Annotated in this window: 14 protein-coding genes; 10 read left to right on the top strand and 4 right to left on the bottom strand. The window is 42.6% G+C overall.

Going from position 1 to position 19953, the window contains the following annotated elements:
• Positions 1-101 precede the first annotated feature (101 nt).
• From HCR01_RS10610 to HCR01_RS10600, 3 genes are all read left to right on the top strand, one after another.
• On the top strand, positions 102-836 hold the full coding sequence (locus tag HCR01_RS10610; protein ID WP_193196168.1) for a hypothetical protein: 735 nt from the start codon (positions 102-104) through the stop codon (positions 834-836).
• Positions 837-1149: 313 nt separating this feature from the next.
• Complete coding sequence (locus HCR01_RS10605) at positions 1150-3084, top strand: CARDB domain-containing protein (protein ID WP_193196167.1); 1935 nt, start codon at positions 1150-1152, stop codon at positions 3082-3084.
• A gap of 154 nt (positions 3085-3238) precedes the next feature.
• Positions 3239-3964, top strand: coding sequence for a PEP-CTERM sorting domain-containing protein (locus HCR01_RS10600; protein WP_193196166.1), 726 nt, complete (start codon positions 3239-3241; stop codon positions 3962-3964).
• 402 nt (positions 3965-4366) lie between these two features.
• On the opposite strand, the gene HCR01_RS10595 is transcribed toward HCR01_RS10600, so the two are convergent.
• Positions 4367-4858 carry a hypothetical protein gene (locus HCR01_RS10595; protein ID WP_193196165.1) on the bottom strand — a complete coding sequence of 164 codons (492 nt, stop codon included), beginning with the start codon at positions 4856-4858 and terminating at the stop codon, positions 4367-4369.
• 279 nt (positions 4859-5137) lie between these two features.
• On the opposite strand from HCR01_RS10595, the gene HCR01_RS10590 reads away from it, so the two are divergent.
• Together HCR01_RS10590 and HCR01_RS10585 are read left to right on the top strand one after the other, a co-directional pair.
• Positions 5138-7228 (top strand): S-layer homology domain-containing protein, encoded by a 2091-nt coding sequence (locus HCR01_RS10590; protein ID WP_193196164.1) that lies wholly within the window; start codon positions 5138-5140, stop codon positions 7226-7228.
• Positions 7229-7354: 126 nt separating this feature from the next.
• Positions 7355-8089 carry a hypothetical protein gene (locus HCR01_RS10585; RefSeq protein WP_193196163.1) on the top strand — a complete coding sequence of 245 codons (735 nt, stop codon included), beginning with the start codon at positions 7355-7357 and terminating at the stop codon, positions 8087-8089.
• Positions 8090-8894: 805 nt separating this feature from the next.
• Here HCR01_RS10585 and HCR01_RS10580 read toward each other — a convergent pair.
• Entirely contained in the window at positions 8895-10793 is a 1899-nt protein-coding gene (locus HCR01_RS10580) for a DUF1565 domain-containing protein (protein ID WP_193196162.1), read from the bottom strand.
• 267 nt (positions 10794-11060) lie between these two features.
• On the opposite strand from HCR01_RS10580, the gene HCR01_RS10575 reads away from it, so the two are divergent.
• The 3 genes from HCR01_RS10575 (at position 11061) to HCR01_RS10565 (ending at position 13062) form a co-directional block, all read left to right on the top strand.
• A complete protein-coding gene (locus tag HCR01_RS10575; protein WP_193196238.1) occupies positions 11061-12185 on the top strand; it encodes a thiamine phosphate synthase in 1125 nt (374 codons plus the stop codon).
• A 91-nt stretch (positions 12186-12276) separates the two neighbouring features.
• A complete protein-coding gene (thiS, locus tag HCR01_RS10570) occupies positions 12277-12489 on the top strand; it encodes a sulfur carrier protein ThiS (RefSeq protein WP_191758319.1) in 213 nt (70 codons plus the stop codon).
• A gap of 54 nt (positions 12490-12543) precedes the next feature.
• A complete protein-coding gene (locus HCR01_RS10565) occupies positions 12544-13062 on the top strand; it encodes a GNAT family N-acetyltransferase (protein WP_193196161.1) in 519 nt (172 codons plus the stop codon).
• A gap of 31 nt (positions 13063-13093) precedes the next feature.
• Here the strand turns inward: HCR01_RS10565 and HCR01_RS10560 are convergent, their stop codons facing one another.
• Positions 13094-14308 (bottom strand): glycosyltransferase family 4 protein, encoded by a 1215-nt coding sequence (locus tag HCR01_RS10560; RefSeq protein WP_193196160.1) that lies wholly within the window; start codon positions 14306-14308, stop codon positions 13094-13096.
• 2068 nt (positions 14309-16376) lie between these two features.
• Here HCR01_RS10560 and HCR01_RS10555 point away from each other — a divergent pair.
• Together HCR01_RS10555 and HCR01_RS10550 are read left to right on the top strand one after the other, a co-directional pair.
• Positions 16377-17357, top strand: a complete 981-nt coding sequence (locus HCR01_RS10555; RefSeq protein WP_193196159.1) for a DUF1517 domain-containing protein — start codon at positions 16377-16379, stop codon at positions 17355-17357.
• Between the two features lie 149 nt (positions 17358-17506).
• On the top strand, positions 17507-17734 hold the full coding sequence (locus HCR01_RS10550; RefSeq protein WP_193196158.1) for a DUF433 domain-containing protein: 228 nt from the start codon (positions 17507-17509) through the stop codon (positions 17732-17734).
• Positions 17735-17764: 30 nt separating this feature from the next.
• On the opposite strand, the gene HCR01_RS10545 is transcribed toward HCR01_RS10550, so the two are convergent.
• Positions 17765-19603: a bifunctional serine/threonine-protein kinase/formylglycine-generating enzyme family protein gene (locus HCR01_RS10545; protein WP_193196157.1), complete on the bottom strand. Its 1839-nt coding sequence runs from the start codon at positions 19601-19603 to the stop codon at positions 17765-17767.
• Between the last annotated feature and the right edge of the window lie 350 nt (positions 19604-19953).

Below are 19953 nucleotides of genomic sequence, written 5' to 3'. Positions count from 1 at the left end.
GTGGGGTCGAAAAGACCGCAGATTTTTACTACCTAGATTTGTATAGGAATTGAACTTAATTTTTTCTGTACAGATTAAATTTATAGAAAGTTAAAAAACAGATGAATCAAAGTCTAAATATCCAGGAAGTTAGCATTGCGATCGCAGCTAAACAGCACAATCCAATAATTTTAACTCCAGATTTTCTCAAATATAGTGGCATCGTTCCTAGTGACTGGAAACTATCACAAGCGCCGATTTTGATGAATTCTGCTGCTCAAGTGAAGTTCCAAAACGGCATCAATATAATTGCCCAAGTCAACAAGATTATTTTCATCGAACTAATAGCTACTAAAGAATTAAAAGAAGTAGAAATCCCAGCGATCGCTCGGAAATATTCGGAGACATTGACGCAACTAGAGTATCAAGAGGTATCGATTAATTTTCGGGGACATGTTTTATTTGAGCAGCAGAACAACACAGCGCGTAACTATATCTTTAAAACATTGCTGAATCCTGGGCCGTGGCATGAGTTTGGTAAAGCTCCTGTACAAGCTGCAATGCGGTTTAATTATACTCTTGAAGAGGCGCAACTAAGCTTAGATATCAATGAAGCTGGGCTACAACTGCCAGATAAAACAGTACGTCCTATAGTTCTATTTACTGCTAGTTTCAGTCACGCGATCGCCCAAGAGAATCAGAGCCAACGTTTGGCTAAGCTATCGCAAATAATTGGTAGCTGGCAAATAGACTTAGAGCTTTATAAAGAAGTGGTAAATACCAAGTTTCTCAACTTACCATATCAGTTAAAACTAGTAACAAATGAAACCGTTATCCCAATAGCACCAACTTTCTGAGGGCTGTGTGAGGACAAATAGTTGGATATCAGTAAAATCCACACGTCCACAAGCCTCCCCCTGTAAAGCCTACGGTGTACACACAAATCTTTTAGAGTTGCCCCACAGGCTTTTGATCCCCCCAACCCCCCTTCAAAAGGGGGGCAAAAACCTCTCAAAGTCCCCCTTCTGAAGGGGGATTTAGGAGGATATACAACGATTTTGGTTTTGTACAGAGATGTGTGTACACCGTAGCCTGTAAAGCAGAGAGGCTTTTCAACCTCCACTAATTGCAAAAAATAGATTTTTTAAATAAATCGGAGACAGATTATTTATGGTTAAACCTGATTTGATAGTGTCTTCTGTGACAGCCCCACTATTTGCCACCGTGGGCGAGAGCTTAGATGTATCCTGGACTGTAATCAACCAGGGTAATGGGATCGCTACCGCTAACTGGTATGACAACATTTACCTTTCAGATGACGAATTTCTAGACAGAGATATCTACGAGAATTACTACGGTAACGATATCTCTGTCACCAACGGATTTTCAGAAAACAATACACCTCTTGCAGCAGGGGATAGCTATACAATCACCCAGAATATTACTATTCCCTACTACGCTAGAAAAAATAGCCGCTATCTGCTCTTTAGCACAGATAGAATTAACAACCTGAGCGAAACAAATGAGGGCAACAATGTATTTGCTCAACCAATTACCTTACGCACCCCAGATTTAGTCATTTCTAATATCACCGCCCCAACATCTGCGGTGTTGGGTGAGACTATCCGTGTGTCTTGGACTGTTACCAACCAAGGTGATGCGATCGCTTTTGCTGACTTAAAGGACGAGATTTACATTTCATACGATCGGTACTTAGAAGCAATACCTAGAGAGAGCAATTTTTTCAGTGTAGGCCACCGTTTGTCAGAAGGGGATACTCCTCTAGCACCGGGAGCTAGCTATACAGCCAGCGCTGATGTTTTTCTTCCTCGTAACGAAATTAACTCTTACATACCGTTTAACTTTCTAGGCCATCGCTACCTGGTAATTACAACTGATAATTTGTCTATTAGCCAACCTTTAAGCTACGAAGAGAGCAATATCCTGCAAGCGATACCAATTAACCTGAGCGCCCCAAACTTGGTGCTTTCTGATGCTGAAGTTTTAACACCAGCCGTCACAGGTGGGACAGTTGATGTGTCCTGGACAGTTACCAACCAGGGAACAGTATATGCTCCAGCTGATTGGAACGATGCTATTTTCTTTTCAACTGACGATGATTTAGATGTCTTTGATTTGCAACTGGTAGAGGCATCGACAGGGGAGCAAACACCACTAGCAGCAGGGGCTAGCTATACACTTAACCAGACTCTTACCATTCCCAATTATGCAGGAAGTAATGGCTACCTGATCTTTGTAGCGGATTACGACTTGTATGGCAGATATGAAAACGAATATTTTGGGGACGGTATCCAGGGCGAAACAGATGCAACGGACAACATCCGAGTGGTGCAGATTGAGTTAGCTACCCTGAACGCAGGTGTAATAATTGCGGAAACAGATGGCAGCACCAATGTCACAGAAGGCGGAGCAACGGATACTTACACCGTAGCGCTGACTAGCCAACCCACCGCAGATGTGGCGATCGCTATCAATTTCACTGCACAAGTTACCGCCGATGTCAATACCCTAACCTTCACCGCTGCCAATTGGAATCAGGCTCAGACTATCACCGTGGCAGCCGTGGATGATGATGTTGTAGAAGGCAATCACACTAGCACGCTGACCCTAACGGCAGCCAGCGCTGATGCCAGTTACAACGACATTGCAATTAATTCTATAAATGTCAGTATTACAGACAACGATCAGCTAATTAACGGCACGTCAGGACGCGACACCCTAGTTGGCTCCAATGGCACTGACATCATCACTGGCTTCAAAGGCAAAGATATCCTTACGGGTGGTGCTAGCAGTGACCAGTTTGTCTACACCAGTATCCGGGATGCGGGAGATGAAATTACTGATTTTGTAGCTGGTACAGACAAGATTGCCTTGCTCACACTATTCCAAAGCTTGAATCTCGACAACCTCAACTACGAAAGTGCCACTACACAAGGCTACTTGAGTTTTGGGACTAAGGGCAGCAATACCACTGTGCTCATCGACTCAGATGGCTTAGGGGGTCGAGGTCGTTCCACTACTCTGGTGACGGTACAAGGTTTAGACCAAGCGACTTTAGCTAATGCCGATAACTTCTTGTTCTAAGTTGTAGCAGCGAGAGCATTTACCACTCTCGCCAAAGCTTTCCTGAAGGAATTTTCCCCTTTACCCTTTCCCCCTTAACCGAAAGGTATTGGGCGGCTACCACATCTCGTTTTATTTCTTTGCCAAACGTACACCCATAGAAAACAGTAATCTCATGAAACTTTCCACATTCGTCAATTCAACTTTCAAGCTAGGTCTTTTTAGCCTTGTCGGCTTTGGGATACCAATAAACACAACCTCTGCTCATGCTATTCAGTTAGACCTAAGTAACTGGCAGCAATTTGGTGATATAAATACCCCAGCTTTGGGTCAGGCAAATCTATCTAATAACGCTTTACTAGATGATGACTTCCCTCAACCCGATGCAACTTTCAACTACTCTGGTAATCCCGCAGGTTTGGCAAATCCTTTGCCAGACTTGCAAGACTTTCTCGGCTTAGTCCCGCAAGCTTTAGATATTGAGGGAGATGCATTGGAAGGGTCTGCTATCAAAAATACGGTAACTGTTGCGGCTGGTGATGTCTTGCGTTTCGATTGGAACTTCCGCACGAATGAAACCAGCTACGCAGATTTTGCTTTTTTCTTGGTGGATAGCACGCTGATTAAGTTGGCTGACTTTACTGATACAACTCAAGCTTCCAGTCCCTTTATTCGGGAAACGGGGATTAACTCTTATGCCTTTAGTCAGCCGGGAACTTACACTCTAGCCTTTGGGGTGGTGGATATAGATGATTATGTGGCTACATCAGCCTTAGAGGTGAGAAATGCCACCATAGAACGAGTTCCTGAACCGGGGACTCTTTTGGGTTCAGTTGCAGTGTTTGGGTTAGGTATGGGTATGCGGCGGCGTTTTGGGAAAAAACTAGGGACTTCCAAATAAATAAATAGGACTTACGCACTGAAGCCTGAAACCCTGATCCCCCCTAACCCCCCTTTTTAAGGGGGGAACGTGTAAAGCCCCCTTTCTAAGGGGGTTGGGGGATCTGTTTTTAAACACAAAGACACTAAGACACAAAGCTGTATATTTTTACTTCGTGCTCAGAACTCGGAAGTTCGTGCTCAGAACTCGGAAGTTCGTGCTCAGAACTCGGAAGTTCGTGCTCAGAACTCGAAAGTTCGTGCTCAGAACTCGGAAGTTCGTGTTCGGAACTCGGAAGTTCGTGTTCGGAACTCGGAAGTTCGTGTTCGGAACTCGGAAGTTCGTGTTCGGAACTCGGAAGTTCGTGTTCGGAACTCGGAACTTCGAGGTTCTGAGCTAAAAGTTTTACTTTCTATAGTTGAATTACTGAGTTAATTTTGGAGCTTCCGGGTTTGCTAATGGTTGAGTTTTCCGAGATCTACGGCTAAATCTGCGCCCCATATCATCAATTACTGCATCTAAGCCTGATACATTACCATTAACTTTGGCATAGTTGTAAACTGCTAAAGCTGCTGTATAAGCTTCACTACCAGTTGCAATCAAAGTATCATCTACCAATTCTTGCAGTTGGGTTAAAGATAAAAGTACTGGATATAATGCGTCAAATAATTCTACATACCGACGCATTTCATCTAATTCAAACGATCGCGGCAAAAAATCTGGGTTTTGGGTTGCTACCTCTAATGCTTTACTGACAAAGGCTCGACTTTTGTCGCCTAGTTTAGGCAAAGATTTGCGCTCCTCTGCGGTCAAATCAATCAAAAATGGTAACTTTTCCCGAATAGTAGTGATTGCTTGCATTACTTGTAGCCGGTCTGTTTGGGAAAGATTTGCACTGATGCGATTGTCTGACATTTTTAATACTCCCTTGGGTGCTCTAAGTTCAGTATTCCCAAAGTGAACGAAGCAATCGCAAAAACTAAGGCTATTAATGCCAAACTTAAAATTTAAAACTTAGAAATGAACTCAGAACGTTGCATGAGAGTCTATAACTGATGTGTACATATCAGCCGCCGACAAGATAATATCAGGCGGATATATTTTCTATACACAGAGATACTACTTGAAAAAAGTTTGTTATAAGTAGTGTCATTTATGAATGTCATAATTTAAACATTTGACTCACAATTATTAATGGTGAACTCTACCCTCGTTGCAACAATCTATGTCAACCTCGTTACGGGGAATGATGATAATGCTGGTTCACGGTTGAGTCCGTTTAAAAGCCTCACCCGTGCCTTAAAAGCAACCCAAACGCCCGCTATCATCCAGCTGGCATCTGGAATTTATAAAGCCGCGACAGGCGAAGTTTTTCCACTGGTCATCCCACCGGGGGTGACGGTGGTGGGTAATGAAGCTAACAAAGGTACAGGAATTATAATTTCTGGGAGTGGTGAGTATCAGAGTCCCAGCTTTGGTACGCAAAATATCACGCTGCTTTTACTAGGTAATGCCAGTCTCTTGGGGGTGACGGTTACAAATGCTATGGCAAAAGGGACTGGTGTCTGGATTGAATCAGCTTCGCCAACTCTGGCTAACAATACTTTGATTAACTGTGGGCGAGAAGGTGTTTTTACAACTGGCAATGCTAAACCCGCAATTGTGGATAACGTGTTTGTGCAAAACCTTGCCAGCGGGTTGTTCATGGCACGGAATAGTAAGGGGGAAGTCTTACGGAACGTATTTCAAAAAAATCCTTTGGGCATTGCCGTTAGTGACTTTGCTGCCCCTTTGATTGCAAATAATAAATTATCAGAAAATCGCACGGCGATCGCACTTTCACGAGACGCCCGTCCTGTGCTGCGTCAGAATCTCATTGCCAAAAATACCCAAGGCGGTCTGTTGGTCAATGGCAATGCAGTCCCCGATTTAGGTAGCGCCCAAGATCCTGCAAATAATATCTTTCGTGAGAGTGGTGAATTTGATTTACAAAATGCTGCAGCACAAAAGTTGGTTTCCGTTGGCAATCAGTTAAATCCTACTCAAGTTAAGGGGCTGGTAGAATTTATCGCCACCACGGCAGATACTCCCAGTCAAGTAGGAGTTAGTACTAGTTTCTCTGATTTAGATGGGCATTGGGCGGCGACTTTTGTCGAACCATTAGTTAGTAAAGGTTTAATTAAGGGCTTTCCTAACGGTACTTTTCTGCCAAATGCTCCAATTACCCGTGCTCAGTATGCTGCCCTCGTTTCTAAGGTTTTTCAGTTACCTGCAAGTAATAATAAGCGTAATTTTACGGATATAAAACCAGACTATTGGGCGGCTTCAGTCATCTTGAGTGCTGCAAATATGGGCTTTATCAGCGGCTTTCCCGATGGGTCGTTTCGACCGGAGCAAAATTTGACAAAAATTCAAGCAATAGTATCTGTTGTCAATGGGTTAAAGCTGAGTGGAGGCAATCCGAATGTGTTAACTGTATATCGCGATCGCGCTCAAATTCCTAGTTACGCCACAAATTCTCTAGCCGTTGCCACCCAAAAACTATTAGTGGTGAATTACCCTCAAACAGAACAGCTCGAACCACTGCGGGATATCACTCGTGCGGAAGTTGCGGCATTAATTTACCAAGCATTAGTCGCCAGTGGCAAGGAAAATCCTATCACATCTCCTTATATTGTCAATCCCCAGGTAGATATACCATCTTTTACAGACATTGTGGGACACTGGGCAGAAGTATTCATTCGCGCATTAATGAGTATGGACTTAACTCATGGTTTTGCCGATGGTAGCTACCAGCCAGATAAACCCATGACTCGCGCCCAGTATGCGGCTTTAGTGGCGGTGTCCTTTAATCCTACTCCCAAACGCCCAGCACCCGATTTTACGGACGTACCTCAGAACTTTTGGGCGTACAATGCCCTGAAAATCGCGGCTAGCGGCGGCTTTGTCAGTGGATTTAGCGATCGCACCTTCCGCCCTGACCAAAATGTGCAACGATTACAGGTGATTGTCTCCCTAGTTAATGGTTTGGGATTATCAACAACTAATAACAATGCCCTAAAAGTCTACAGCGATCGTCAAGCTATTCCTGAATATGCCCAGACAGCCGTTGCGACTGCGACACAACAAAGAATCATCGTTAATTACCCAGACTCCAAGCTGCTTGAACCTTCCCGTTCCGCAACACGTGCTGAAGTTGCAGCAATGATTTATCAAGCATTAGTTGCCATCAAGCGAACACCCGCGATCAATTCACCCCACATAGTGTTGCATTCCAGCAGTTGACAAGTAGAATGGGAAACACTGCCTATCAGCCTGGTAACTATTGGAAATTTTTCATGTAGTTAAAAGCACGTTAGGCTATATGCGATGGGTCGAAAACTTATACCTATTGCCTGAAGCTAATAGCCCATGTTAAAAACAGTTCCAGATACTTTCGCCGACTTGGCTACCGCCTTATTAATTCACTATAGTTTTGATCTTGGTGGGTATAACGCCGTTGATTTAGTTAACCGTTGGCAAACGCAATACCCAATTTATTGGCTACATCTTGCAGTCATTGAGGCGCTGTATCAAGGTCGTTATAAAGCGGTTTCCGTACAGCAAATTTTAGTTTTTTGGCAACGGCGAGGACAAGCTACTCATCATTTCAATATGGAATTTGAACGCCTGATTTGCAGCAAATTTCCTCAAAGCCTAACTGCATCAACTGCACCAAGCCTACCACCTGTCCCGAAAAACACCACCGTTGAGAAAGCCAAGAATCTTCAACTACCACCTGCTAGGGTCGGTAACGCCTATCAACAAAGCAATGCTGCACCCATGCAACTGATCAGTAGAGAACAAAAGGCAGCATTAGGCGAAGCAGAAACAAAGCCAGCAAGTAGGGAAAATCAAAGCATCCCGAAGTCCCCTCATTCTAGGGAAGTTACCTCTTTGGCAACGCGACAGTTAGCGTCTGCTGTCAGCCACAGGCAAACTTCTGAAGAGAGTCCACCGCCCACAACATCACCAATCTCTCCTAAAACAAAATTGCTGCTACCTGCGGCTATTCATCCCCCCATAGGGCGATTTACCCCAGAAAAAAGCGATCGCTCTGAGTCTTTCACATCAAAACTCAAAGCGATGTATGGCGAACAGCGTTAACCACTCGCTTAAGCAAACACCTGACGTTTAAATATAAAATAAAATCTTAGTACGTAGTGAGCGATTCATCGCTCAAAACAAGCATTATCATCAGGACTAAAGTCCTTACCCTTCTCCTAACGGAGACGCTGCGCGTAGCTTGCTTAAGCGTAGGGGTACGGGTGACGCTCCTACGTCGCTCTAAGCGCGAACGCTATCGCCCTACAGCCCTTTGGGCATCCTAGGGCGGGCGTCTCCCCTTCTCTACGCTACGGTGTACACACAAGTCTTTTAGAGTTGCCCCACAGGCTTTTGATCCCCCCAACCCCCCTTAAAAAGGGGAGCAAAAACCTCTCAAAGTTCCCCTTTTTAAGGGGGATTTAGGAGGATCTACAACGATTTTGGTTTTGTACAGAGATGTGTGTACACCGTAGCCCCTTCTCTACGAGACGCTACGCGAAGGGAGAAGACCGCGCTAATTTACTATAAACTTTAATTTATTTACGCCTAGCTACTTACCTGGCAACAGCTATAGATATACTATTGCTCGAATTATGAGTATGTTAACTGGTACTTAAGGTTTAAAAATCGAACTTTTTATAGATACTGCCTATCTGTTTCTTATCTATTGTTGTTGTAATATGCGACTGATAATATTCGTTTTATAGGCATCTTATGTTCAGGTATAGCTAGCCAGGACTTGCCCCCTGGCTTATTCCTAACATTTTTTGCCAATCATTGTTCCTACTGTGCTTAATTGATAACTGCAAAAATCCACTTGTTCAAACCTTCATCAACTTAAGTTGATGAAGGTTTTTTCACTGATTCAATTCAAAGGTTCAAGAACAGCTATTAAACCTTTGCTATTGAGCGTTCTGACCATTTCCTGGGCGTTATATTCGCTGCTAAAGACACCCGCTTGCATGACTCTTCGACCTTGCCAGACTGTAGAAAACGCGCCAGGGGCGAGCGATCGCACTAAATCGCGTTCATTATCAGTTGCTAGTTGCACCATCACCCGGTAACGTACACCAAACTGTGTAGCACCAGGCGACAAATCCCCACCATAAGCGACAGTTGCAGTTTCGGGTACTGGCATTTTGTTGTCAATGGAGATATTGCGATCGCGTGGCAAAACTAATGAATTGCCAAGGGGAACAGCTTTTAGTGTTGGTAATAGCTGCTGTTCCCTTGTGGGTACTTGTGCCTGTGCTAGATCAGATGGGGGCTGAGGTGCAGTAAACTCAATCGTCTTGGGATCAATCTGCACATAATTCAACTGCGGCACATCAGGCAGATTTGCTGGTTTGGGAGTAGCTTTCGGTATCTGTCTACCTACCAAGCTGCTGGGAATAGGAAACCCGGCAACTCTTGAGGTAGGCGGCTGTTGATTCGATCTAGGTACAGAAATCGGTGCATTGGCTGGCAAAAGTGGCAACAGTTGACTGTTTAATTGTGCAGCGCCATTATTTTGAGAAATGCTGTTCCTGGGTAATGGTAGTGTCTGCCTGTTGGTCGTTTCAGGTACTCTGGGAGCCGAAAAGGAAATTTCTCCATTTGCTGGTATTTCTCGCACCACATTATTAGAGGCGGGGGTAGGTTGATTGTGGGCGATGGGTGCTGTGATGCCTTTAATATCTACATTGCCGGCAATCTTATCACCAGTAAAGTTGTTGCCAAAGGCAGAAATTACCTGCTTGGCTGCGCTGGCGTTAATGTCGTAACGAGCATTATCGCGAAACTCATTACCCCCTGGTTCGGAGGCGTTGCCTAAATCTGGCATTGCTTGAGCGATCGCTACTACACCATCTTCTTTACTATTTTGAATAAGATTATTCCGCAAAATCGGGCGGGCATTTGCCTGTACTAAAATTCCTGATCTATTGTCCTGAATTTGATTGCCTACCACTACAGGAGCAGCATTTTGGGCAATATTGATCCCAAAGCCCGTTTTTTGCAAGACATTTTCTCGTACTTCAGCACGAGAACCACCACTAATTGTGATCCCATTGGCTCCATTTAGATAAAAGTAATTCTTGCTAATGGTCGGCGTAGCGTTACCATTGACAGAAATTCCATCTTGAGTACTACCAGTAAATGTATTTTCTGCAATGACCGGATTGCTGGATTCAATCCACAAACCATAACCACGAGGATTGGAATTCGTCACCGTTACCCCAGTCAGCAAGGCTTGGTTTGCTCCAACAATTGTGACGTTTTGACCGCCAAAGCTGCGACTTAGGTATCCACCGCCTCCCTGGATGATAATATCCTTGCCTTTACTGCTAGGGTCACCTTGAATGGAAACACCCGATTTCATTATTAAAGGAAATACCTCTCCAGTCTCAGCGCTGTAAGTGCCAGTGGAGAGGATAATTACAGTATTGGCATTAGCTAATCGCAGCGCTTGAGCGATCGTTTTCAAAGGAGCGCGATCGCCGCCGTCGCCTGCGCTGTCATCTCCGACACTTGGGTTGACAAACAGCACGTTAACCTGAGAAATTGTTTTCTCACCCGGTGGGATCGAATTTGGTGCGGATGGAATCTGAGCAATGGCGCTGTCAAGGCTTGTACCCAGAAACGCCATACTTACTACTCCCATGCTTACGGTCAAAGATAATACTGAAAGACGAAAAATTGAAAGCATTGCTGATTCCAAAAACGTCAGTAATGCTTTCGGGACATCTTCTTTACGGTACTGAGACAATTCAACAGGAGGAATCATCTTTAACACAACTCCTTATAACTAACAATAAATTCTTATACTCTCAAACACTAATATGTCGATAATATTACTCACATATTGACCAATTGGGGATTTTTAATACAGAGTAATAAACGAAGGAACTGGAGAAGGAGGCAAAAGGTTAAAGGGCAAAGCGCAAAGGGATGATTTTTACCTTTCCCCTTTACCCATTTCCCTTCCCCCAATACCCAATCCCCAATCCCTAATATCTTGTAAACAATCACCAATGTGAAAAACAGTACAAATATGAAAGAGGCTGGCTGTTTCGATGAAAGCACTAATGGGGTTGTTGTAATGGTCGAGCCTTACAGCCAAAAAGAGCAAATACAGCAAGTTATTCACCGCATTTTAGACGCCAATTTAGACCGCGCTCGTGAGGGTTTGCGAATTATCGAAGAATGGTGTCGTTTTGGGTTGAATAATTCACAGTTGTCCCTTGAATGCAAGCACCTGCGGCAAGAGATAGCTAAATGGCATACATCTGAATTGCGGGCGGCGCGAGATACACCAGGTGATCCTGGGACTGAGTTAACCCATCCTCAAGAAGAAAAACGGGCTAGCATCAAATCTTTATTGCAGGCTAATTTTTGCCGCACAGAAGAAGCACTGCGGGTTTTGGAAGAATATGGCAAGCTTTATCACTCAAATATGTCTAAAGCTTGTAAGCAGATGCGCTATCAGGTTTATGCTCTAGAAAGTAGTTTGATGGGTTATCAACGGCATCAACTGTTGTGGCGATCGCATCTATATCTTGTTACTTCTCCTAGTGAAACCTTGTTAGGCACTGTTGAGGCTGCACTCAAAGGTGGATTAACGCTCCTACAGTACCGCGACAAAACCGCCGATGATTCTTTCCGTCTAGAACAAGCCAAGAAACTACGGCAGCTGTGCTCCATCTACGGTGCTCTGTTCATCATCAATGACCGAGTAGATCTGGCTTTGGCGGTAGATGCAGATGGGGTGCATCTGGGACAGCAAGATATATCTATTGCCATTGCTCGGCAATTACTCGGCTCACAGCGCTTGATCGGTCGTTCTACCACAAATCCAGAAGAAATGCAAGGGGCAATTGCTGAAGGTGCAGATTATATTGGCGTGGGGCCTGTTTATGAAACTCCCACGAAAGTAGGTAAAGCAGCAGCAGGTTTAGAGTACGTCAGCTATGCCGCCAAAAATTGCTCAATTCCCTGGTTTGCCATTGGCGGAATAGATGCCAATAACATCAATGATGTGATTGATGCAGGAGCAGAACGTGTGGCGGTAGTGCGATCGCTTATGCAAGCTGAACAACCTACCTTAGTGACACAATATTTTCTCTCCCAGCTCAATCGCATTAAACCACAGCCTTTAGAAATTCCAAATTCAAGATGATTTTTGACAACTTTGTGATCAATTCCCACAACCCAGTTACCTACCACAAACAATAAAAACCTCTTTTAGTTTGCAATGCCCCACATCGCTTATGTCTAATGAGATTACACTTCAGGTAAATGGGGAAAACCAAACCTGTTTGTCTCAAACTCCTTTACCTGAATTACTTCAACAATTGGGTTTTAATCCTCGTTTGGTGGCTGTGGAGTATAACGGTGAAATTTTACACCGCCAGTTTTGGCCGGAAACAAAAGTGCAACCAGGTGATCGCTTAGAAGTAGTAACTATTGTCGGCGGTGGTTAATGCAACAAACTGCGAAATAGATAAGGTCAAGCTAACAGAAGAATCTGAAAAATCATGGCAACAGATGCGGGGATCTTGCGTTTAGAAAAGGTTACAGAACAGCATGCCGATCTCCTGTACTCCTATATGAGCGATCCGCATCTGTACGAGTATCTTGAGGAGCCAATACCGACTTTCATGGAGATTAAGCACAAGTTCAAGTTTGCCGCGCTAGAAAAATCACCCGACAACCATACCATGGTCTGGCTCAAATGGGTTGCTATAATCTCCCAACACCAACCTGTAGGTGTTGTCGAGATAGGTATTTTTGACGACCAATACGCGGAAATCGGCTTCATGACATTCGTTGATTTCCAGAAACGGGGATATGCCCCAGTCTACTGTTCTCTAGCGATCGCCGAAACCCAACGGCGCTTTAGCTTGTTTGCACTACACGCATCGGTGAACGAGCATAATCTTGCCTCCCGTAAGGTGGTTGAGAAGCTTGGGTTCGAGTTGCACAAAGTCAATCAGAATGCAGAGTTCATCAAAGGCAGATCATCTGATGAATTGACTTACCGTATAACCTTCTGAGCTACACGGACACGCCTATTCACAAATTTGCTCAATTGTGGTCAGCTTTATATAGACATTTATAAGCAGCTTTGCGTTTGGCTAATTCTTTACCTCTGCGCCCAAGTTGCTCACGCAATAGCTGATCTTTACACAACCGATTAAAAGCTTGAAAAACTTCATAGCCAGAATTGGGATTAACCAGTATGCCATTCTCTTCGTGCTGAACTGCATCTAGGACACTACCTAAACGAGAGGCAATTACAGGCTTACCAAAGTAACTCGCTTCTAAGTGAGCGATGCCAAAACCCTCTATGTTGTTAGCTTTTGTATCCAACATCAGCATCGCAAATATGTCACAGGCTGCATAGTAGCCAGCTAATTCTCGATCTGGTACATATCCGGCAAAATGTACCCGTTTATCTACCCGCAAGCGATTTGCTTGAGATTGGAGTTCAGACTCACAAGGCCCTTGTCCGCAGAGTATATAGTGAACATCGACGCCAATAGTCAGCAGCAGTGGTATGTTATCAATTATTCGGTCAAAGTTTTTATACTTGACCAGGCTGCCAACTGAAAGAATCACTATTGCTGTTTCTGGAATGTTATGAGCTTGACGTATGCTGGCACGTAAATCGTCAATACTGCTTGAATTCGCTCCAGTGCCAAACTTTTCTGGTCTAACTACTGGGTTAATTACGTGGGTAGGGGTATTTAATCGAAAAGTAGTTCTGAGGTAATCTTGTGTGTAGGAACTGTTACAAACAATCCCTTCAGCTCTATGAAGTGTCAATTTAAATAGCGATCGCAGCACGGGGTTGCGTAAAGCATAAATAATGTCGTTACCGTGCAGGTAGATAAAAAAGCGAATAGGTAACAAGTAGCTCAATAGCAACAGCGAAGGAAACTCATAGCCGTGACCCCACTCAATATAGCGGTAGTGATAGCGAAAATAAAGTTTAATTGCTAGCACAAATGACCAGAGCATATTGAGGCAAGACTTCAGGATACTCCCGATAAAACCACTACGCCAGTATTCCGGGTAAATCCAGCGATATACAGGAAACTGTTGAGTTTGATCAAATACTTTATCTCCTGAGCAACCAGCTGCCAATACAATCACTCGTTCCGGGTCTTGGAGACATCGATTGTAAATATATTCCCCAATTACAGCTTCTTTCGGTAGAAAGATACGGGATATGACTAGGATGTCTGGGTATGCAGTTTTCTCTCTGATTTTTGCTGTAAGTTGAGAAATATGTTCCATGATCAACTTGATAACTAAACTTCAAATAATTTCTAATTTGTTCATACTGTCAACTAGACCAAGGAAATTCAGGACTCACCTAACTGGTACATATATTTTCTGTTATGGAGTCAAGAGTCAAAAATATTTGGACTATTGACTTTTGACTCTGAACAACCTATACGAAAAAATATGACCCTTGCGTAAGTCCTAAAATTAACACTAGTTAACTACCGGAAATAGGAGTTGACGAATCGTTTTCACCCTAGTTATCCCATTTTTTAATTAAAATTTTTTATCAGTGTTGACATTGCTTGAGCTAAAGCATTTGAATCAAATGAAGGATGAAGTCTGTAGTGCCTGGAGAGCGTTTTACCTAGAGTAGTATGAGGTTAGGAATATACGCCACAAATCAAGCTGGGACTATAACAAGAGGACTTTACTTGGTAGTCTCTGCTTGTGTTACTTGCTTATTATTACAGACTTAAGAATCTATCATATCATGCGATGAGCAAAAATACTTATTTGTGATTTTACTTAGGAATTCGCTGACTCTATATTTGATTTTCCACTGTCTTATCATTTTTTATCCTTTATTTTGGCTAACGAAACTATTTGTAAAATTAGCAGTTTTTAGTAATTGTTTTTCACACATCATAACGAACTTTAACAGAATATAAATATTTATGATAATGATAAATAATCTATTTGTATAGGCTTTTGTAAACACAATAATTTGTGAGGTATTGAATTACATTAATCAAGAAAATCAAAAATTATATTTAATATTTTGTCTGGAAAAATGAGTTTTTTAAATTTAGTAAATTTCATGCTTTATTATCAATTTTTCCCCATTGAATAATTTTTATATATGACTTGCAAAAACTAACAACTAGCATTTGTAGTCAATAATAATCGCTGATAAAGCTGCTGTGTAAATGTGGATATCTATAAGCAGTCCTAAATAATTTGTGAAATCCTCTTTTTCTTTTTTTAGTGCTATACGTTACCCGTCTATTATGGTCAACGCTCGCCATAGGTTACTTTCCCATAGAAACACGGGACGCCTTCAGCGAAAAGGAAGTAGCTTCTGATTTCAAAGACGCAAAGCGTAGCTTGCTTTTTTTGCAGAAGTACGCGTTTACGTAAAACTAACGTAACGTTCACGACTTAGATTGGATTACTACGCCTACTCTCAATAGAGTATCGTTAATACCGTGTACTATTGTGCCAAAATGCCAGAATATCTCTAAGTACTTAGTAGAACATTCAATAAATTTGCTTTTTACCGGAAACAATTACCTACAGCAACTAGTAATGATTTTTAATTGCTGATGTAAAAAACTTATGGTTGTAGCAAATCCGGTTTTGATATCATCTATTTTCTAGCTTGTATGTGTTGGCTAGAGTTTGTCTGGCTTTAGTAGATAAATCTGAGAGTTATCGTGTCTCTACATTTGTTAGGCGTAAGAATATTTTTGCAAGTGATTTGGCATCACAACTGTATATCCGCATCTAACTTCTGCGAAATCACTGTGATTTAAATGACTAATTTCCCAGATGAGATTTAATTTTAAAAAGAGCCATATTACTTTGCCACTCCATACTAAGGTTGATTGAGGATCATGGGTGGTAAGAGCACAATTTAGCCTGTGAAGGCTAATGATAACTAAAACTATTTCCCTGCAACTGCTAAAGTTTATCTCACTAGGATTAAAAAAATCAGTCACAATAATCACAAAAAATTAAAATCATCTGTATAATTCATGACTGTGGTCACAAAGCACTATCCTAGGACATGGAAGTGATGAATTATTCTCACAGCTGGTAAAACCCTGGGAGCCAGAAAGAATTAATTGGGACTAAAGACCTATGGGAAATGTTTTGAGGTACGGTTATCTGCTCAAGAAATCCCCCCTGCGATCGCTGTCTACCCAAGATAAGACGCGGTAGATTAAGTATGTAGCCTAAACAAAGAGCCACTGCTAATTAGACGCTTGCTTGTTACGGGCTGGCGTTATCTACACACAGCACACTCCTACCAGCGTCAGGAGATTATAACCAATAGCGTTTTTCAAACGACTGTATTATGCGTAAAAAACTACAACAAACCATCAAACCCCTGTTAAAAACTTTCTTTGTACTGAGCCTAGTGTTAGGTTTGGCGCTGAGTCACGCCGATGGAGCATTAGCTGCCCGTAGTGGTGGTCGGATTGGCGGTGGTTCTTTTAGAGCGCCTTCTAGCCGCACCTACACACCGCGCACCTACGCGCCTCCTGGTGGGGGCTACGCTCCCTATCCTGGTGGTGGTTTTGGTGGTGGTTTTGGCTTTCCTTTCCTAATTCCTTTTTGGGGTATTGGGGGAGGGTTTGGCGGTCTGTTTACCATTCTAATTTTCTTTGCGATCGCTAACTTCTTAGTCCAATCTTTCCGCCGCGTTTCTAGTGGTGAAGAAGAAGTCGGCTATAGCAGCAACCCGTCTGTTTCTGTAACTCGTTTACAAGTAGGTTTGCTAGCTCAGGCTCGTGGTTTGCAAGCAGAACTTAACCATATTGCCGAAACCGCTGATACCAACTCCCCAGAGGGGAGAGCAGAAATTCTCCAAGAAACTAGTCTAGCTTTACTGCGCCATCCTGAATACTGTGTATATGCAGGTAGTGGAACCCAACAAGCAAGTTTAAATTCCGCCGAAGCTCAGTTCAACCGCCTATCCCTAGCAGAACGCAGCAAATTTAGCGAAGAAACTCTTACCAATGTCAACAACCAGCTAAAAGCAGCTCGTGCCAAAGATGCTTTACCTGCTGCTGGTGAACTTGATAACCCAACTCGTCTAATTACCGAAGGCCCTGGGGAATACATTATCGTCACCTTGTTAGCGGCGACATTAGGTAAGTTTGAAATCCCAACAGTTAATAGCGCTGAAGATCTGCGTCAAGCTTTGCGCCAGATTGGTAGCATCCCCAGCGAAAAACTTTTAGCAATTGAAGTTCTTTGGACTCCGCAAGCTGAAGGTGATACCCTCACATCTGATGATGTGTTAGCGGAGTATCCCGATTTAAGACTCGTTTAACTTCAACCTGTTATCTAAGTCTGTTGATGACCACAAACTGGAAGTCACTAGCTCACAAAAAAGGCTGCTACCGTGCAGCCTTTTTTTGTAGCTCTAGCAAAGGGTTTAGAAACGATATACTGAACGAAAAAATAGCAAAAACAAAGATTATGATTACCTTACTGCAAAGTCCAGTAAGTTCCGATCCAGAAGTGATGGGCAGGACATTGGTATTCCGAAATACGAGAGTTCCAGCCCAATCACTTCTTGAGTATTTAGATGATGGATTTTCTCTTGAGGAGTTTTTGGATAATTTCCCATCTGTCACTCGTGTAGATGCAGTGAATTTTCTGAAACTTGCTCGTGAACAAGTTCAACATGAAAATTATTCTGGATGAGAATTTACCAAGCGATCGCTAATATTTTGGCTAAATAATCTCTTCTGGGGAAAATACTACCCTAAAGCCACAAATCCTCAACCCACCGTCAGACTCGTTCCAACTACGACTGGCGCTGCGACAAAGTTCTGAGTTGAAACTCCAAGAACCACCCCGTAATACTCGGCGATGAGTATCGCCACCAAGTTCCCAAGCTGTTCCATCTAAAGGTGCGTCGTTATAATTGTTGTGCCACGAATCAGCGCACCATTCCCAAACTAACCCGTGCATATCATACAATCCAAAGGCGTTGGCTACTTCAAAACTGCCTACATTTGTTGTTTCTTTACGGAATTTGCTTTTGGGTTCAGCAGCGTAGCTGACTAACTCAGGGGTAATTGTTTCACCAAAGTGGAAGGATGTCCTAGTTCCCGCACGACAAGCGTATTCCCATTCAGCTTCACTGGGTAAACGATAGTTGCGTCCGGTTTTTTCTGACAGTCTGACACAAAATTCTACAGCTTCATGCCAAGATACATTTTCTACTGGTCTATCTAAACCTTTGAATTTGGATGGGTTGGGATTTAAGGTTTGTTTGACTTTAGGTAGAGCTGCGATCGCTCTCCATTGTGCTTGAGTTACAGGAAATTTGCCCATAAAAAAGGGTTCGACTGTAACTTGATGTTGGGGACGTTCGTCAGCATCTCCTTCATACTCTGGTGAACCCATCATGTATGTACCACCTGGTATCGATACCATTTCTAATGTGATGGTTTGGCTCAATTGTTCAGCAAATAATTTTGCATTTCGCTGATCGCGGCTAACTTCTCTACCAGCTGTGTCTACTGTCACGACGTCAAATTCAAAGGTTTCAAGGGGGGGTAATGGTACAATTATTTTTTCGGGCGATCGCAATAATCTAGATTCAGGAATTGCCACAATTTTTAAGGCAACTGGTGTCAAAGTAGATGTTGTAGACTTTAAATCATCCAGAACTGCTGTTGCTGTTTGATACCTTTCACTTGGTAAGTGTTTTAACAATTTATCTAAAATTTTTCCTAAGTCGTCGCTAATAGTAATACCTTTTTCCTGTAACCGTTCACGCCACAACCATTTAACATTCATGGCATCATAAATAGGATCATTAATCTGTCCGTAAGCATCCTGAAAGGGCAAACATTTAGTTAAAAGACGCACGCAAGTTACACCCAAAGCATATAAATCACTGGCGTGACAAGCAAATCCAGCCATTTGTTCGGTTGGGGCATAACCGATTGTGTAAATTACCGTAGTTGGTCTTGCTAAACTGGTTTGTGTGACCTGCTTAGCACCACCAAAATCAATTAATACAGGTTTGCCATCACTATCCCGACGGATAATATTTTCTGGTTTAATATCCCGATGAATAACATTATGAGAATGAATAAACTCCAGAATTGGCAATAAATCTACTAAAAGTTCTCGAATTCGGGTTTCGTCATAAGTTTGTTGCTGAACTTCTTGGAACAGAGTTTGTCCTTGAATAAATTCTTGCACGAGATATAAGCTAGAACCTTGTTCAAAGTAAGCAAGCAATCTCGGTATTTGGGTATGATTTTCTCCTAATTCATACAACCGAAAAGCTTCTTCTTTAAAGAATTCTGCTGCTTTGGTACGTTGTCCTGTTCCCTGAACTTGGGGAAAAAATTGCTTGATGACGCAAGGAGCATTCAGTCTATCTGCATCTTCGGCTGCATAAGTTCTGCTAAACCCACCTTCACCTAACAGTCTCAATACACGGTAGCGGTTTCTGAGAAGTTTGCCAAAGTTGCTTTGGCCGCAACTCACGCAAAATCTATTGCTGTCGGGGTTGAATGGATTTGAGCAATTGGGATTTTGGCAAATTTGCATAACGAGGGGGAAATAGCATCTTGTCCAAAGTTAGCCCCAATTTTATCTAATTGAAAATAGTTATGTAGAGAAACGAACACGGATATTATTCGATGTGCTTAAAACTTCTCTCTATCCAAGAATATCAATATGAATTAACTTTGTTTATCTGTATTAGGGCATTTCTAAGTATTAGTAGATATAAATAATAAACTATTTTTACATATATAATATTACGCGAAATCTTTGATGATGTCAATATGACAAATCGTTATCTTCGAGTAAAAACTTATTGATAATAGCCAATTATTGACTAATTTTGAAGATATTTTAATAACTAGAAAATTGTACATAAGCGGCGACATGATCAG

Source organism: Nostoc sp. MG11 (assembly GCF_014904695.1).
Taxonomy (GTDB): Bacteria; Cyanobacteriota; Cyanobacteriia; order Cyanobacteriales; family Nostocaceae; genus Komarekiella.
Note: the sequence above shows the minus strand (reverse complement) of the source record. Positions and strands in the feature narration are given on the sequence as shown.

What these genes read in the sequence shown, in the direction of transcription:
- HCR01_RS10610 (WP_193196168.1), top strand. Translation starts at nt 102, where the DNA reads ATGAATCAAAGTCTAAATATCCAGGAAGTTAGCATTGCGATCGCAGCT.
- HCR01_RS10605 (WP_193196167.1), top strand. Translation starts at nt 1,150, where the DNA reads ATGGTTAAACCTGATTTGATAGTGTCTTCTGTGACAGCCCCACTATTT.
- HCR01_RS10600 (WP_193196166.1), top strand. Translation starts at nt 3,239, where the DNA reads ATGAAACTTTCCACATTCGTCAATTCAACTTTCAAGCTAGGTCTTTTT.
- HCR01_RS10595 (WP_193196165.1), bottom strand. Translation starts at nt 4,858, where the DNA reads ATGTCAGACAATCGCATCAGTGCAAATCTTTCCCAAACAGACCGGCTA.
- HCR01_RS10590 (WP_193196164.1), top strand. Translation starts at nt 5,138, where the DNA reads ATGGTGAACTCTACCCTCGTTGCAACAATCTATGTCAACCTCGTTACG.
- HCR01_RS10585 (WP_193196163.1), top strand. Translation starts at nt 7,355, where the DNA reads ATGTTAAAAACAGTTCCAGATACTTTCGCCGACTTGGCTACCGCCTTA.
- HCR01_RS10580 (WP_193196162.1), bottom strand. Translation starts at nt 10,793, where the DNA reads ATGATTCCTCCTGTTGAATTGTCTCAGTACCGTAAAGAAGATGTCCCG.
- HCR01_RS10575 (WP_193196238.1), top strand. Translation starts at nt 11,061, where the DNA reads ATGAAAGAGGCTGGCTGTTTCGATGAAAGCACTAATGGGGTTGTTGTA.
- thiS (WP_191758319.1), top strand. Translation starts at nt 12,277, where the DNA reads ATGTCTAATGAGATTACACTTCAGGTAAATGGGGAAAACCAAACCTGT.
- HCR01_RS10565 (WP_193196161.1), top strand. Translation starts at nt 12,544, where the DNA reads ATGGCAACAGATGCGGGGATCTTGCGTTTAGAAAAGGTTACAGAACAG.
- HCR01_RS10560 (WP_193196160.1), bottom strand. Translation starts at nt 14,308, where the DNA reads ATGGAACATATTTCTCAACTTACAGCAAAAATCAGAGAGAAAACTGCA.
- HCR01_RS10555 (WP_193196159.1), top strand. Translation starts at nt 16,377, where the DNA reads ATGCGTAAAAAACTACAACAAACCATCAAACCCCTGTTAAAAACTTTC.
- HCR01_RS10550 (WP_193196158.1), top strand. Translation starts at nt 17,507, where the DNA reads ATGATTACCTTACTGCAAAGTCCAGTAAGTTCCGATCCAGAAGTGATG.
- HCR01_RS10545 (WP_193196157.1), bottom strand. Translation starts at nt 19,603, where the DNA reads ATGCAAATTTGCCAAAATCCCAATTGCTCAAATCCATTCAACCCCGAC.